This is a genomic window from Celerinatantimonas diazotrophica (assembly GCF_004339545.1).
GTDB lineage: Bacteria > Pseudomonadota > Gammaproteobacteria > Enterobacterales > Celerinatantimonadaceae > Celerinatantimonas > Celerinatantimonas diazotrophica.
In genome coordinates this window covers 19,816-34,714 of sequence record NZ_SMGD01000001.1, presented here as the reverse complement: position 1 = coordinate 34,714, position 14,899 = coordinate 19,816, and the positions used below count along the sequence as shown (strand labels likewise).

Genomic DNA, 14,899 nt, shown 5'->3' with positions numbered 1-14,899 from the left:
TAAGGAGTGCCACAGATGGCTAAGAATGAACAAATTAAGGCTAACGCGTTAGATCAGTCGCAAATTTCCCAATTGCTCTCTCATCTGGACCATTGGCAATTGCAACAAGTGGATAATGCTTCTCGTCTGGTCAAAAAATACCGCTGCACTCAATTTGCTGATGCGATGTTGTTAGCGAATCAGATTGCGAATATGGCTCAGCTTGAGAATCACCATCCACGTCTGACGATTCAGTCGCAATGGGTCCAAGTCGTTTGGTGGAGCGAGTCCTGTCAGGGCTTGACTGAAATGGATTTTATTATGGCAGCACGCTGTGATGAACTGGCAGAACGAAATGTGGGATAATTATGACGTGTTTGGAAATAGTATGCCCTTGTGGTATTGACGTCGTTTCCTCAGTTTTTGATGTATTGAATCAGTATCAAGTCAGTCTTGAAGCAATTGAATCGAATCAAGCGGGCTATCTGTATGTCACTATTTCAAAAGTTGAGTTTAGTGATTTAAAACAGATGCTCGGAGCACTACGTTGCAATGAGCAGATCTATGACGCGAGGACGGTTGATGTTGTTCCATCAGAGCTGGGGCGTCGGGAACTGCAATTGTTACTTAACCAAATCTCTTATCCTGTTATTTTAATTGATCGCAATGGTTTAATTTTACAAACCAACCAGGCTGTGAGTTATGTTTGCCGATGTTTAATGGGGGACCTGATCGGGCAACCATTGGGGAACTGGGTCAAAGGTTTTTCTATTACGCGCTGGTTGGGTCGTGATAATGGTCGCCCTGAAATTATTGAAGTTTATTTAGGGGGGAGAGCCTACCGAGCTTATGTTGAACCACTGGTCGATAATTTGTCGCTGTCTCACCTTCCAAGCGCTTTAATGAGTTTTCGCTCTGATAGTCAGTTCATTCCGGATTTAGATTTAGCGAGCATTCGCGATAGTTTTGCGCCATTTGGCTTAATCGCTCACGACCCGGAATATATCCGCATTATTGAACAGATCAAAGAGATTGCCAGTTTACCGCGATCCGTGTTGATTTATGGTGAAGTGGGAACGGGAAAACGCTTTTGTGCTCAGCTGTTGAATCATTTCCGTGGTAATTCAGCGGGTGATATGACCGTTATTTCTGGTCCGATTCATGATGAGGCATTAGATGAGCAACTTTTAGATCTGGCTGCCAGCCGTCCAGAGATGGTGCTCGTTTATCAGATCGAAAGTTTTACCTCGGAACAAATACTTAGAATTATTGCGCAAATGCATTTTGTCGCTCAAGCGGTTTATACTTCATTACTCTCTCCTGAAGAACTTATTGCCCGATATGGCGAAGTTTCTTTTTATAGTGCATTTGGGCAGATCATTCGTTTACCACCTTTGCGAGAGCGTCCGGAGGACAGTGTTCAGTTAGCGCAAGCATGGTTGAATGAATATTTCATAAGCAAAGGGGCACAATCACCTATTTTGAACCGTTCGGTGCAACAATTCCTTAAAAAATGTCAATGGCCAGGCAATATTAGCCAACTATTGCAGGTTTTACGTGATACCATAGCACATACTGGTCTTCGCGCCTGGTCAACGAAAGATATTCGTTACGCTAATCAGCATGCTAATGCTGACACTGCGATTTGTGGTTTACTTGATAAAGACTATCACCAGGCGATGGCAGATTTTGAGAAATTACTTTTAAGCTATTATTACCCGCAGTTCCCAAGTACTCGAGCATTAGCAAAAAAACTCGGATTGTCACATACGGCTGTAGCAAAGAAGCTTAAAGAACATAAAATAACTTAATTTTAAATGAATCAATCAGATAATCTCTGACCTATCTGCTGTCTTGAGATGTTACTTGGTATGAGAATTTAAAGATTATCCTTCAGGAGTTACGAATGAAACAGTATAAAATTGCGTTGCTGGCTGGTGATGGCATTGGTCCAGAAATCATGAATGAAGCGATTAAAGTGCTTAAAGCTGTCGAGAAACGTCATGCAGATGTAAGCTTTGATTTGCAAGAAGCACTATTTGGTGCAGCAGCCTATTTTGAGACTGGTAAAGCATTTCCTGAAAAGACGATAAAAATTTGTGATGAAGCCGATGCTATCCTCAAAGGAACGATTGGCCTAAGTCATGAGCAGTCTCAAAAGATTCCGGTCGATGAGCAGCCTGAACGAGGTGCTTTGCTGCCAATGCGGCGCCGATACAATACATTTGCTAATTTTCGGCCCGTCTACTTACCGAAAGAACTATCGTTTTTTTCACCACTGAAAGAAGAAGTCATTGGAGATGGCGTCGATTTTATGATTATCCGCGAACTGGTCGGAGGATTGTATTTCGGTGAGAAAAAAACTGGCGTTGATGCAAATGGCAAACGCTATGTGAAAGAATTGCTTGAGTATGATGAAGAGCAGATTCGGGCGATTGTTCAAGTTGCTTTTAATACGGCTCGCTCACGTAAAAAAGTATTACATAATATCCATAAAAGTAATGTACTTAAATCAAGTGTTCTCTGGAATGAAATTGTCGGTGAAGTTGGTCAAGACTACCCAGATGTTGAAGTGAAACATATTCTGGTGGATGCGGCAGCAACTTATTTATGTCTGGATCCTAAGCAATTTGATGTGATGGTTATGGAAAATATGTTTGGCGATATCTTAAGTGATCTTGGGGGAGGAATACTGGGATCTTTGGGGTTAATGCCTTCAGCATGTGTTGGTCCAGAAAAGTCTTATTATGAACCATCTCATGGTAGTGCCCCGGATATTGCTGGGCAGAATATCGCTAACCCATATTCGATGATTGGTTCAGTTGCTCTGATGTTGGATATGAGCTTTGGTATGAAGCAAGAAGCCAATAATCTCTGGCAGGCGATGCAATCTGTTTTTGCAAAAGGCTACTGCACACCTGATCTTGCTAAAGGGCGGGATGTTAAATTAATTAAGACAGATGAATTTGGTGATATGGTGGTATTAGAATTAGAAAAAATGCCCGTATAAAGAATAGTGATAAAGGCCATAACTTTTTGGTCTTTAAATAAAATAGCCGCACTGAGCGGCTATTTTTGTTTATTCTATGCCGTTTACTTACAGAGGAACAACGTTCTCTGCCTGAGGGCCTTTCGGGCTCTGGCCTAATGTGAATTCGACTTGCTGACCGTCTTTTAAGGTCTTGAACCCATCAGACTGGATTGCACTAAAGTGTACAAATACATCAGAGCCTTCAGCCTGAGAAATAAAACCAAACCCTTTAGTTTCATTAAAGAATTTAACGGTGCCAGTTAATCGTGTAGACATATCATGATCCTGCATTTAATAAATTTCGTGTTACTTTGAAAGAACAGACGTACTTATGAGTTACAGGAGCATATACATGATCATTGAAAAACATAAATATTGCCAATTATTCCAAACTAATCCAGTATTACACTTACTCTAAGCAGCTGCAAGAGCTTTCTAATAGGAATAAAAAATCGAATTAATTAGCCAATATAATTAGAAAAAATTGAACTTAAACGAGATTAATATCACATTATATTGTTTGTAAAGCAGAGAGTTGTTGCCATATTGCTTGAATACCATTGATTCGTGATTCACTAATATAATGACGGAGTCCTAATTGTTCGAGCTTAGCGATTAAATCAATCGATTTTATTGATTGATAATCTGAATGATTCACTAAACTTAATAATATAGTCATTAATCCTCGAATGATACGGGCTTCACTATCGCACCATAATTGATTTTTTTCTGTATAAACCCAGCTGCGACTTTCACATCCGGATACTTCATTTTGTTCCTGACGATAATCCTCTGGCATTGCTGGAAATTTTTTGCCTAATAATAATAATTGACGGTAGCGTTCCTCATAACTGGTCGCTGAAGTGAATAAAACTTGTAAGCTTTGCCAATCAGGCAAGCTCGATGTTTGTGGGTAAATCATCATAAATTAATATCAATCGCCTGTTTGAGTGACTCAATAAATTGATCAATTTCATAGAAGGTATTATAGGCTGCTAGCGATATCCGAAGACTCCCCTGATGGGCCCATTGTTCGGTGATAGGCATTGCACAATGGAAACCACAGCGCACCGAAATCTGTTGGTTATTTAACCAATCTGCGATATCAAATGGGTGAACGTGATTAACGACAAAGGATATAACACCACAGCGGTGCTTCGGATGGGCAAGGATGGTGAGCTCTTTAATTTGGTGTAATTGCGATTCGCAATACGCTAAAAGTTGTTGCTCGTATGCTTGTTTGCCTTCTTGATGAGCACTTAAAAAGCGAATTGCGGCACTAAGCGCAAGAACGCCATCAATATTCGGTGTGCCAGGTTCAAGACGATAGGGCAGTTCGCGAAAAGTGGCATCTTGATATGTGACCTTTTTCACCATCTCGCCACCAAAGCGACAGGGTTGTAGCTGCTCTAAAAAGTGAGTTTGTCCCACTATTGCGCCAATACCGGTCGGCGCATAAACTTTATGGCCAGAAAATAGATATGCATCGCAATCGATTAATTGAAGATCAATATCTAAATGAGCGACGGCTTGGGCGCCATCAATAATGGCTAAAGCACCATGTTGATGAGCGAGTCGAGTGATCTCCTGGACATCATTACATACGCCTAAACTATTGGAAACGTGACAACAACAGACAACAGCAACATTATGAATTTGCAGTAGTTGTTGGTAGGCCGCGTAATCAATATCACCCGTTTCAGTCGTAGGGATAATCCTTAGTGTTAGATTATCCTTTACACATAGTTGTTGCCAAGGAACCAAATTGGCATGATGCTCTAAAGCGGATACGAGGATGGTTTGTTCTGATTTAAAATGGCCTCTTAAGCCATCAGCCAAGCGATTTAATCCATCGGTCGTTCCTGATGTCCATATCACTCCTCTGGCTGATCCATTGAGCCATTGAGCGACAATGGTTCGGGCTTGTTCAAATTGCTGTGTGAGCTTATTGGCTAATGGATACGAAGAGCGGTGCACATTTGATCTACCGGAACTATAATAACTGGCTAGAGCTTGCAGGACTTCATCAGGAATTTGCGTTGTCGCAGCATTATCAAGATAAATCCCAAGTGTCTCAGAAGTTGAAAAACAACGAAAATGATTTCTAAATTCATCGGGATTGAACGATTTCATGAAAACTATTCCTTAAAAACAGGCGACTATTGTAACTTGATTTCAGTGAATATTTAACACCATCGATAGGTGAACGGAGATTCATTTATTGGTTTGTTAAGTCGCCTTGAAATCGGGACATAGCTGCGGAATTGTGAAAATTTGAGTCATGATTGGTTATATAATAACACGTATATGAAATTATATTTCAATATAATTGCGATAGCTGATCTTCATCAACTTGGCCTATAGTGATTCGTATCACAATTTATACCCAGTATTTTTTCGTTGCAGCAGGTTATCTCTTGATCTGAAAGTAATAGTTATTATTAATCATTGAGTTATCAATGATGTTATCTATACACACAAATGGATTTGTGGTTATCTGGTAAATAGCAGCAGAGGTCATCTATTGCGCTTTGCTGTCTAGAACGCGAATTCACTAACAGGAATGATTATGTCTAAATATCTTCGTTGGAGCGTTTGGCTAATGTTAGGCTTTAGTTTCCCCGCTTTAGCTGAGAGCTCTACTCCCCACCTTCAACTCGTTGGAACATCAACAGCATGGCTCTGTTTGATCGTTTTTATTGTTGCTTATCTCTTGGTCGCAACCGAAGAGTTGACTCTGTTACATAAGTCCAAACCAGTATTAATTGCAGCAGGGATTATCTGGTTTGCAATTGGTTTAGCTGAGAGAGGCTCACCCCATGCGGCGTGGGTTGAACAGGCATTCAGCTCAAACTTGGAAGAGTATGGAGAGTTGTTATTGTTCCTGTTAGTCGCTATGACATATATTAATGCAATGGAAGATCGCCAAGTATTCGATAAGTTGCGTTGCTGGCTGGTGAGTAAGCAATTATCGTATCGAGCCTTATTCTGGTTCACCGGCGTGTTATCTTTTGTGATTTCGCCAGTTGCGGACAATATGACCACTGCATTATTGATGTGTGCGGTAGTTGTAAAAGTAGCTAAAGGTGAAAAGCGATTCATTAATATGGCGTGTATCAACATTGTGGTTGGTGCCAATGCCGGGGGAGCTTTTAGCCCATTTGGGGATATCACGACCCTGATGGTCTGGCAAAAAGGGGTGGTTGACTTTAATCAGTTCTTTGATTTGTTCATCCCTGCGGTGGTCAATTTTGTCATTCCAGCCGTAATTATGACTTTCTTTATTCCACGAGGACCCGTTAAATCAACCAGTGAAAATATTGCGATGCAACGGGGCGGCAAACGAATTATTGCGTTGTTTATACTGACGATTGCGACGGCTGTATATGTGCATAACTCATTAGACCTACCTCCGGTGATGGGGATGATGTTTGGTTTGGGTTATTTACAATTAATGGGGTTCTATTTACGTCGTACTTTCCCGAAAAAATTGGCTGCTTTGAAATCTGATGCTCATGCTCGGGGGGATCAAGAAGCTCTGAGTTACTTGGGAAGTGTCGTGCCATTTAATGTCTTTAATCGTATTGCCAAGGCCGAATGGGATACGCTGTTATTCTTTTATGGCGTAGTCATGTGTGTCGGTGGGCTAGGATTTGTTGGCTATCTACAGTTGGTCTCTAACGCTATGTACGCGAACTGGAATCCGACTTATGCCAATATTGTCGTTGGGGTGTTAAGTTCTGTTGTTGATAATATTCCGGTGATGTTTGCGGTATTAACCATGCATCCAACTATGAGTTTAGGTCAATGGTTGTTGGTAACAATGACGGCAGGGATTGGTGGTAGCTTGTTATCTATTGGTTCTGCCGCAGGGGTTGCTTTGATGGGGCAAGCTCGTGGAATGTATACCTTCTTTGGTCATTTGCGCTGGTTCCCGGTTATTGCTCTTGGGTATATCGGGGCGATTATGACCCATTTATGGATCAATGCTGCATTGTTCTAATCCAATCTGCGGTGTACTTAGAGGTACACCGCGTTGGTTGCTTTTAAAGAAAAATCTTACAGGTGAGCCATATCATTGAATGAAATAGTTACGCAGGTAAGGCGCGCTATAGCGCATATATCAGTGAATTATCCACCCGTTCGCTTAAAACGGTAGCCGTGAGCACTGAGCCATTTTTCCAGAGGCTCTCGCTGATCCCCTTGAATCTCAATCGTGTATTCTTTTACACTGCCACCCACACCACAATGTTTCTTCAGCGTCTTAGCTATATCTTTAAGTTGGCTACTGGATACACCAAAACCACTTAATACTGTCACACCTTTACCCTTACGTCCTTTTGTCTCTCGGCGCAGGCGAATAACACCATCACCTTGAGGGATCTTTTCGGGTTCTGGTTCGGGTGTGACTCGCCCTTGGTCAGTTGAGTAAACTATCTGACTTAACTGATCTTGTAAACTACCCATAGGTCAGCCCTGTTTAAATATACACATCGCGTAGTGTAGCGCTTTGTATAGATCGACTCAATGAGGCATATTCCAACGATATAGATTGCCACTAGATGAGTGACACCCACCTAGTGCACAATTGCGGCAGCTTTGACCCGAACTGCACGTGGCTGGTTCGGCACAGATAATCCCCCGACGAGACCAATGCTCTAATGCCTGTTGAACCACAGGCTTAGGGAGCTCAAGAGATGCGACAATTTGAACATCACTGGCAACCTGATTTGTTTTAATAAAATCACGAATAGCAAATAAAGGGTTCATTAAATAGATCTCTCCATTGTCACGCTGCTTTGAGTATCTTGATATTTCCCAAACCAGCGTAATCCGACAACCAATACAACAAAACCAACCACAATACTAATACACCATGTTAAAGAGCTATCAGGGTGGTAAATATAGCTACCAAGCTGATAGATTAATGTGCCTCCAGCCCAGCCGATAGCAATACCATAGATACTTGAGAATATCATCCAACCCCAACCGACTTCACGGCGCAAAGCACCCATGGTACTGGCACATGGCATATACAATAGGATGAAAACCATATAGGCAAAGGCTGATAACGGGGTAAATCCGATGGCCAGAGCTTTTAAAGTGGCACTACTAGCACCAGAGGCCTGACGGGCATCCGTATCGTTGTGCAGGCTTGATATCCCAAGTGGGTCATCTAATGTTGAGAAGAATACTTTGGCATTTGCAGGAATAGTAGCCAAGGCATCTTTAAGTTTGCTCAAGATATCGGGATGACGATAGCTGGCCATTAGATCCTCTGTGTTTTGCCGCTGATAGATCCCATTCATGGTCCCAATCACAATTTCTTTGGCGGCAGCTCCGGCAATTAACCCAGATACAGCGGGCCAGTTATCGGGTTTAATTCCCATCGGTGTAAAAATAGGAGTTAGTGCACGGCTGCCCTGTGCGAGTAGGGAATGATCTATATCGGTGGTGGTTAATTTCCCATTTTGCCAACCAATACCTGGCAAAATAAATAGCACTAAACCTATGACGGCAATGACTCGGCCAACTCGAAACATAAATATTTTCAAGCGATGCCAACTTTGCAGTAATACACTGTTTAAACTAGGCAGACGGTAGGGGGGTAATTCCATTGCAAATGGCTGGGGATTACCGCGAAGGGCTGTTTTCCCAAGAAGCCACGCGGTTAGAAATGCAACAATAATTCCAATTACATAGAGTAAGAAAACAACCTGACCCCCGTTTTCTCTAAAAAATACGACTGCAAATGCCATGTAAATTGTCAGGCGAGCTGAACAAGACATAAAGGGTTGCATTAAAACAGTCAATACCCGGCCACGTGGATCCTCAATGATACGTGAGCCCATAATGGCGGGTACATTACAACCGAAGCCAATCACCATTGGCACCAATGTATTGCCAGGTAATCCCATGCGGCGCATCAACCGGTCCATAGCGTAAGCGGCTCGAGCCATGTAGCCTGAATCATCAAGCAGAGCCAAGAATAAAAAGGTGAGTCCAATCGGTGGAACAAAGGTGATCACCAGATTCAAGCCACCACCAATCCCTCCAGCAATAATCGAAACAAGCCAATCGGGCAGACCGACTAAATATAAGACGTGACCGACACCACTAATAAGTAGAGCCGATGAGGCTTGGTCGAAGAAGTCGAGGAAGATGTTTCCGCCACTGTAACTAATAACAAAGACCAGATATAAAACGACTAGAAAAATCGGAACCCCGAACCAGTCGCTTAATACCAAATTATCTAACCAAGTTGTAATTTTTTGTCGTCGCGGATTAGCTGCTATTTTGCTAAAAGCTAACTGAGCGTTCTTATAGGTCCAGCTAAACCGAGCACTGGCGATCATATCAACTGGCTCTTCGCCTTGAGACTGGCGGATTTTGGCTCGCTGCTCGTTTAATAGCGCATTGACATGCTCGTTGTCCGTGCTTGAGAGTTCTTCTAACAGGCGTAATGCAGCGAAGTGACGTCTTGCAGGATTAACTGAACTGTCAATAGCGGCTTCAAGCTCAGATAGAGCGTTCTGGGTATCATTATCATATTCAACTGTAATGCCGTGTTGCGGATTTTTAAAGCACGCTTCAATGGTCTGTTCTAGCTCTTTCCGACCATGACCTTTACGGGCGATCATCGGTACAACAGGAATCCCCAAGCTGGCACTTAATCGCTCAACTTCAGGCTTTAGGCCTAGCGATTGTGCTTCATCAACCATGTTCAGCACTAACAGCATTGGCTTGCCCATTTCTAATAACTCGGCTGTCATCGTCAGGTGTCGCTCAAGATTGGATGCATCGACAATGTTGATGACTAGATCTACCTTTTCATCGAGTAAAAAATCCCGAGCGACGGCTTGATCGGCACTCCCGCCTCCAAGCAAACTATAAACGCCGGGTAGGTCGACCAATTCCATTTTCTGACGTTTAATATTTAATAATCCGGTTCGTCTTTCGACTGTAACACCAGGCCAATTCCCAATATGCTGGTGGGAACCCGTTAACAGATTAAATAAAGTTGTTTTTCCACAGTTTGGATTGCCTGCTAGTGCGATGACAGGGGCATTATTAACATGGACTTCAGCAGTGTTGCAGCAATCACTCATCGTGTCTGATCCTCTTGGACGTTAATAGGGGTGACTTCAATTTGTTCAATAATCTCTTTTCCAAGCGCAATACGAGCGCCTCCAGATTGAACAACCGCCCCTCGTCGTCCGGGTCCATGAACCACTTTGATATGTCCGCCTTTGCGAAGGCCGAGCATTTGAATTCTTTGAATTTGTTGGAATGTACCATTGATCTTGATAATTACTGCTTGATTGCCGAGCTGCATCTGTTTGATGGTTTGTGGTGCACCGGTTTGTGTTGCTTGGTTTGTCATAGCATCTCTATTGGTGATTGAGCTGTTAAATCAATATAAAGTCTTATTGTCTTCATCAGGTGACTTAGAAACTGGAATGATAATAATTCTTCTTTGTAAATAGAATTTTGATCTAAATCGCTATTTGTGCAAGCTTTTTTTGAAGATTTAAATTAAATACATTTAAATTTACAGTAAATCAGCTGGTTAATGGGGAAAATAGATAGAAGAGTCTAGCGTAAATTTCACTGTGCGAATGAACTAATTTAGATATTGATTTAGAATAAGTTGCTCAAGCAGTGCTCCAGCAGGGCCTTGATGTTGAGGGCGTGAGACTACCAGATAGCTAGCAAATTGACGGACTGCACCCCGGCGCATCCTCAATTGAACTAATTGGCCTGACTTGAGATAGTCGGTGACTAGGTGTTCAGGAAGCCAAGCAAAACCGAGTCCTTGGAGTAGAAGTTCTAATGCTTCGCTAAAGCTTGAGAGTGTCCAGCGCTGTTCTGCTTTAAGCCAACCATGGCTATCATTCGGATGTTTACCGTTGTCGCGGATCACTAATTGTAGATGTTGAGTTAAATCATCGTAAGCAATCTGAGATAGGTGTGCCAGTGGATGTTGACGATAGGCTACCAAGATCAACTTGCTGTAGCAAAGGCATGTTCCTAAAACACCTCGAGGTAATTCAGGCGTAATCACTAGATTAGCTTCAGCTTCGGTAATCGCTTCTTCAGTTGCTGATAAAACCGTGTCATAAATGGTGACTCGAGTTCCTCGGCTATGTGGTAGGAACTGTTTTAGCGCCTGATATATTTTTGCTTTTGGATGAAAATGCTCAACTGCGATGGTTAATGTTGGCTCCCATCCCTCTTCTAGCGAATGCGCCAGCTGCTCTAAATCTTCCACCTGTTGCATTAATAGTTGACTACGCCGATGCATGACTTGCCCAATTGAAGTCAGATGTGTTTTACGGCCTCTGACTTCTAGCAGTTGCACACCGAGCTGCGCTTGCAATTTTGTGACTGCATGGTTGAGTGATGACTGGCTTTTATTGAGCTCTTTAGCCGCCTGAGCATAGCTGCCGCAATGTACGACAGCCTGGAAAATGCGCCACTGCTCAATGGTGGTACGAGCGCGGTATCGACTCATTTGGGTTGAGCATCCAGACAATAACCATTGATATGAGCACTGCTATCGTCCATTAAATAAAAGTAAGTCGGCATAATGTCTTGAGGTGTTTTTAAAATAAGCGGGTCTTCGTCTGGTTTGGCTTGGGCTCGCATCGAGGTTCGAGTTGCCCCGGGGTTAATGCAATTCACTCGTAAGGATGTTTCTTTATATTCATCAGCCAGTGTTTGTGTTAACCCTTCCACTGCAAATTTAGACATGGCATAGCTTCCCCATTGTGCTTTGCCAATATGACCAACTGTTGAAGTTGTTAACACCAAAGAGCTCATTGGGGCATTATTTAACAGCGGTAGCAGTGCCTGAGTTAAAAGTAACTGCGAACGAAGATTAATATTGATGACTTCATCAAAATCGGCTAGACGAATATCTTTAATGCCACATAGCTCACCTAAAATACCGGCGCTGAGCAGGGCGCCATCTAAACGGTGCCACTGAGCGTTAATATTTGCAGCCAGAGATTGATAGTCCTCAGCGCTTGCTATGGCTAAATCTAAATCAATTGCGAGCGTCTGAATAGGATATTGATTAACCCTTTCAATGGTTTGGGCTAGTTTATGGCGATTTCTTCCTAAAAGTACTAAATCGGCACCTAATTTGGCGTATTCAATGGCGGCACATTGCCCTAAACCATCACTGGCACCACTAACCAGGATCACTTTATTTTCTAAGCTATTGGCCTGTGGTTGAAAATTTAGATAGTCATGATTTTGCCAAACTGCCATGATTGCCTCGCTGCGTCTTCGGAGTGAGAAAACTTTTATACAGTAAATTATACCTAATGGCGAGCCTGTAATGATAGACCATAGACACTCGATGCCAAGACATCCTAAAATATAACAAACACTTTCGGAGGATTACCGTGGATTTTTTATACCATATTGGCACTTTTTTAATTGAAGCTATCATTATCGTTGCAGCCATCGGCGCAATTGTATTGATTGTTATGGCTGCTGGCATGAAAAATCGCCATAAGTCAGGTGGCTTAAATATTGAAGACTTATCTGAACAGTATCGTCAGATGAGCGATCAACTCAGTGAAACAATGATGGGTAAAAGCGAGCGTAAAATCCATCATAAAGCGGTTAAAGCGGAACGTAAAAAGAATAAAAAACAACCTAAACCAGGGCAGAACAAATTATTTGTCATCGATTTTAAAGGGAGTATTGATGCCAAAGAAGTCCGTTCGTTAAGGGAAGAGGTGAGTGCAATTCTTGCGGTTGCCAAAACTGAAGATGAAGTGCTGATCCGCTTAGAAAGTGGTGGAGGAATGGTGCATGGATATGGATTGGCAGCTTCACAATTGGCGCGGATTCGCAGTGCTGACATTCCATTAACGGTAGCTGTGGATAAAGTTGCGGCCAGTGGTGGGTATATGATGGCCTGTATCGGCAATAAAATTCTGGCGGCTCCGTTTGCTATTGTTGGATCCATCGGTGTGGTTGCACAGCTTCCTAACTTTAATAAATTGCTGAAGAAAAACGATATTGATTACGAGCAAATTACTGCGGGTAAATATAAACGGACATTAACGATGTTTGGTGAAAATACCGAAGATGGTCGAGAAAAATTTCGTGAAGAGCTAGAAGAAACACATCAGCTTTTCAAGGGGTTTGTAAGTCAATATCGACCTGAATTAGATGTAGAAACAGTTGCTACCGGTGAGCACTGGTTTGGTAAACAGGCGTTAGAGAATGGCCTGATTGATGAAGTCACAACCAGTGATGACTATTTGATGCGTCACTATAAAGAGCGCCAAGTGGTTAAAGTTCACTATCAGATTAAGAAAAAAATCACAGATCGATTAGGTAAATCGGTTGCAATGGGCGTTGAAAATGCTGTGGGACGCTTCATTAATCAAGGTAAATGGGACTGGATGCGTTAAATCCAGTAACCGCATCCACATTATAAAAAGCTCGCTTGATAAGCGAGCTTTTTAATTAATGGCTAATTTATAGCTGCTGGAAGGGATAAACGGAGCCGAGTTTTAAAATGTGCGTGAGTTCGTCCAGTGCAGTGTATGACTCAGTAATTAACGAAGGATCGCGCAGATCATCAAAACTTAACCGGTCACGGTAATGTTTTTCAACCCAACGGTTCAGTGTATCGAACAGTTGATCATTTAAAATAGTGTATTGATTGATTGCGTTAACTTCCTGTTCACTCAATGCTACACGTAAACGCAAGCAGGCTGGACCACCACCATTTCGCATTGATTGCTTCACGTCAAAATAATGAATTTTCTGGATCGGTGTATTCTTCGTTAGAAGTTCATCTAAATAAGCTTTAACGCTGGGGGTTTCTTGACAATCGGTTGGCGCAATGATTGCCATTGAACCATCATTCAAAGTAACTAATTGAGTGTTAAAGAGATAGCTTTTGACGGCATCATTTAAATTGACTTGCCGTTCGGCTATTTCAATAAAGTGCAGTTGTGTTTCGGGCATGCGATGGCAGATATCATCTTGAAGCTGTTGTGCATCCACAAATGCTTGTTCATGATAAAAAAGAACATTTTGGTTACCCACCGCGATGACGTCATTGTGGAAGACACCTTGATCGATGACATCTGGATTTTGCTGAACAAATAGAGCCGTATCTTCATCCAGTTGGTGTAAGCGGGCGATTGCTTGACTGGCTTCTAATGTTTGTCGAGCGGGAAATTTTTTGGGATGTGCGCGAGTGGTATCGTAGCAACTACGCCCATAGACAAACAACTCTAGCCCGGCGCGGCCATAGTTAGAACAAAGCCGCGTATGGTTCGCCGCGCCTTCATCACCAAAGTCTGGATGAGATGGTAAATGGTGATGGTGAATAAAATATTTGCTGTCACGGAAAGTTGCTTTTAGAATGGCGCCTGTCACATCAGGCTCAATTGAGCGATGGAACTTATCAACTAGATTTGCCGGTGTAATGTGTACACGGCCATCTTGAGTGTCGGCACTGGGTGAAATTGTTGCCGCATTGGCTGTCCACATGCTTGAGGCTGAATAGCATGCCAGTAATGCCTGTGGACTTTGTGATGCAGCTTTTTCTAGAACTTTGGCATTAGCACCTGTAAAGCCAAGTCGTCTGAGAGTCGTTAAGTCAGGACGTTCTTGCGGTGCTAAAACGCCTTGAATTAATCCCAGGTCATGAAGAGATTTCATTTTTGCCAACCCTTGTTTAGCAGCTTCTTTAGGGTTGGATATTGCTTTTGCATTAGATAGCGAGGCAACATTACCAAAGGATAAGCCAGCATAGTTGTGGGTGGGGCCAACTAAACCATCAAAGTTTACTTCGTAGTGTTTCATAGCCATCCTCAGCGTTAAAGCTTGAATTTATTGATTTAATTATTT

15 protein-coding genes are annotated in these 14,899 nt (G+C 42.5%); 5 read left to right on the top strand and 10 right to left on the bottom strand.

The annotated features are described in order from the left end of the window. The first annotated feature begins 15 nt into the window (after positions 1-15). From EV690_RS00155 to leuB, 3 genes are all read left to right on the top strand, one after another. Positions 16-345 (top strand): 4a-hydroxytetrahydrobiopterin dehydratase, encoded by a 330-nt coding sequence (locus tag EV690_RS00155; protein ID WP_131910922.1) that lies wholly within the window; start codon positions 16-18, stop codon positions 343-345. A gap of 2 nt (positions 346-347) precedes the next feature. Further along, complete coding sequence (locus EV690_RS00150; protein WP_131910921.1) at positions 348-1,790, top strand: TyrR/PhhR family helix-turn-helix DNA-binding protein; 1,443 nt, start codon at positions 348-350, stop codon at positions 1,788-1,790. A gap of 95 nt (positions 1,791-1,885) precedes the next feature. Then, positions 1,886-2,989 carry a 3-isopropylmalate dehydrogenase gene (gene leuB, locus EV690_RS00145; protein ID WP_131910920.1) on the top strand — a complete coding sequence of 368 codons (1,104 nt, stop codon included), beginning with the start codon at positions 1,886-1,888 and terminating at the stop codon, positions 2,987-2,989. Between the two features lie 87 nt (positions 2,990-3,076). Here the strand turns inward: leuB and EV690_RS00140 are convergent, their stop codons facing one another. The 3 genes from EV690_RS00140 to EV690_RS00130 all read right to left on the bottom strand — a co-directional run bounded on the left by EV690_RS00140 (position 3,077) and on the right by EV690_RS00130 (position 5,143). Beyond that, positions 3,077-3,286, bottom strand: a complete 210-nt coding sequence (locus EV690_RS00140; protein ID WP_131910919.1) for a cold-shock protein — start codon at positions 3,284-3,286, stop codon at positions 3,077-3,079. A gap of 235 nt (positions 3,287-3,521) precedes the next feature. After that, positions 3,522-3,935, bottom strand: coding sequence for a SufE family protein (locus EV690_RS00135; RefSeq protein WP_131910918.1), 414 nt, complete (start codon positions 3,933-3,935; stop codon positions 3,522-3,524). Beyond that, complete coding sequence (locus EV690_RS00130; protein ID WP_131910917.1) at positions 3,932-5,143, bottom strand: aminotransferase class V-fold PLP-dependent enzyme; 1,212 nt, start codon at positions 5,141-5,143, stop codon at positions 3,932-3,934. Before EV690_RS00130 ends, EV690_RS00135 begins: the two co-directional genes overlap by 4 nt. 436 nt (positions 5,144-5,579) lie before the next feature. On the opposite strand from EV690_RS00130, the gene nhaD reads away from it, so the two are divergent. Beyond that, on the top strand, positions 5,580-7,013 hold the full coding sequence (gene nhaD / locus EV690_RS00125) for a sodium:proton antiporter NhaD (protein WP_165872608.1): 1,434 nt from the start codon (positions 5,580-5,582) through the stop codon (positions 7,011-7,013). 128 nt (positions 7,014-7,141) lie between these two features. On the opposite strand, the gene EV690_RS00120 is transcribed toward nhaD, so the two are convergent. From EV690_RS00120 to EV690_RS00095, 6 genes are all read right to left on the bottom strand, one after another. Then, positions 7,142-7,477, bottom strand: a complete 336-nt coding sequence (locus tag EV690_RS00120; RefSeq protein ID WP_131910916.1) for an SUI1 family translation initiation factor — start codon at positions 7,475-7,477, stop codon at positions 7,142-7,144. 57 nt (positions 7,478-7,534) lie between these two features. Continuing rightward, positions 7,535-7,780: a FeoC-like transcriptional regulator gene (locus EV690_RS00115; protein ID WP_131910915.1), complete on the bottom strand. Its 246-nt coding sequence runs from the start codon at positions 7,778-7,780 to the stop codon at positions 7,535-7,537. Then, positions 7,780-10,119, bottom strand: coding sequence for a Fe(2+) transporter permease subunit FeoB (gene feoB / locus EV690_RS00110; RefSeq protein WP_131910914.1), 2,340 nt, complete (start codon positions 10,117-10,119; stop codon positions 7,780-7,782). Before feoB ends, EV690_RS00115 begins: the two co-directional genes overlap by 1 nt. After that, on the bottom strand, positions 10,116-10,394 hold the full coding sequence (locus EV690_RS00105; protein WP_224054881.1) for a FeoA family protein: 279 nt from the start codon (positions 10,392-10,394) through the stop codon (positions 10,116-10,118). Before EV690_RS00105 ends, feoB begins: the two co-directional genes overlap by 4 nt. 240 nt (positions 10,395-10,634) lie before the next feature. After that, positions 10,635-11,525, bottom strand: a complete 891-nt coding sequence (locus EV690_RS00100) for a LysR family transcriptional regulator (RefSeq protein ID WP_131910913.1) — start codon at positions 11,523-11,525, stop codon at positions 10,635-10,637. Beyond that, positions 11,522-12,286, bottom strand: a complete 765-nt coding sequence (locus EV690_RS00095; protein ID WP_131910912.1) for a YciK family oxidoreductase — start codon at positions 12,284-12,286, stop codon at positions 11,522-11,524. Before EV690_RS00095 ends, EV690_RS00100 begins: the two co-directional genes overlap by 4 nt. 137 nt (positions 12,287-12,423) lie before the next feature. On the opposite strand from EV690_RS00095, the gene sohB reads away from it, so the two are divergent. Further along, a complete protein-coding gene (sohB, locus tag EV690_RS00090; protein ID WP_131910911.1) occupies positions 12,424-13,446 on the top strand; it encodes a protease SohB in 1,023 nt (340 codons plus the stop codon). 67 nt (positions 13,447-13,513) lie between these two features. Here the strand turns inward: sohB and astB are convergent, their stop codons facing one another. Beyond that, on the bottom strand, positions 13,514-14,854 hold the full coding sequence (astB, locus tag EV690_RS00085) for an N-succinylarginine dihydrolase (protein ID WP_131910910.1): 1,341 nt from the start codon (positions 14,852-14,854) through the stop codon (positions 13,514-13,516). Between the last annotated feature and the right edge of the window lie 45 nt (positions 14,855-14,899).

Coding starts and splice junctions, on each gene's coding strand:
- EV690_RS00155 (WP_131910922.1), top strand. CDS start 16: ATGGCTAAGAATGAACAAATTAAGGCTAACGCGTTAGATCAGTCGCAA.
- EV690_RS00150 (WP_131910921.1), top strand. CDS start 348: ATGACGTGTTTGGAAATAGTATGCCCTTGTGGTATTGACGTCGTTTCC.
- leuB (WP_131910920.1), top strand. CDS start 1,886: ATGAAACAGTATAAAATTGCGTTGCTGGCTGGTGATGGCATTGGTCCA.
- EV690_RS00140 (WP_131910919.1), bottom strand. CDS start 3,286: ATGTCTACACGATTAACTGGCACCGTTAAATTCTTTAATGAAACTAAA.
- EV690_RS00135 (WP_131910918.1), bottom strand. CDS start 3,935: ATGATGATTTACCCACAAACATCGAGCTTGCCTGATTGGCAAAGCTTA.
- EV690_RS00130 (WP_131910917.1), bottom strand. CDS start 5,143: ATGAAATCGTTCAATCCCGATGAATTTAGAAATCATTTTCGTTGTTTT.
- nhaD (WP_165872608.1), top strand. CDS start 5,580: ATGTCTAAATATCTTCGTTGGAGCGTTTGGCTAATGTTAGGCTTTAGT.
- EV690_RS00120 (WP_131910916.1), bottom strand. CDS start 7,477: ATGGGTAGTTTACAAGATCAGTTAAGTCAGATAGTTTACTCAACTGAC.
- EV690_RS00115 (WP_131910915.1), bottom strand. CDS start 7,780: ATGAACCCTTTATTTGCTATTCGTGATTTTATTAAAACAAATCAGGTT.
- feoB (WP_131910914.1), bottom strand. CDS start 10,119: ATGAGTGATTGCTGCAACACTGCTGAAGTCCATGTTAATAATGCCCCT.
- EV690_RS00105 (WP_224054881.1), bottom strand. CDS start 10,394: ATGACAAACCAAGCAACACAAACCGGTGCACCACAAACCATCAAACAG.
- EV690_RS00100 (WP_131910913.1), bottom strand. CDS start 11,525: ATGAGTCGATACCGCGCTCGTACCACCATTGAGCAGTGGCGCATTTTC.
- EV690_RS00095 (WP_131910912.1), bottom strand. CDS start 12,286: ATGGCAGTTTGGCAAAATCATGACTATCTAAATTTTCAACCACAGGCC.
- astB (WP_131910910.1), bottom strand. CDS start 14,854: ATGAAACACTACGAAGTAAACTTTGATGGTTTAGTTGGCCCCACCCAC.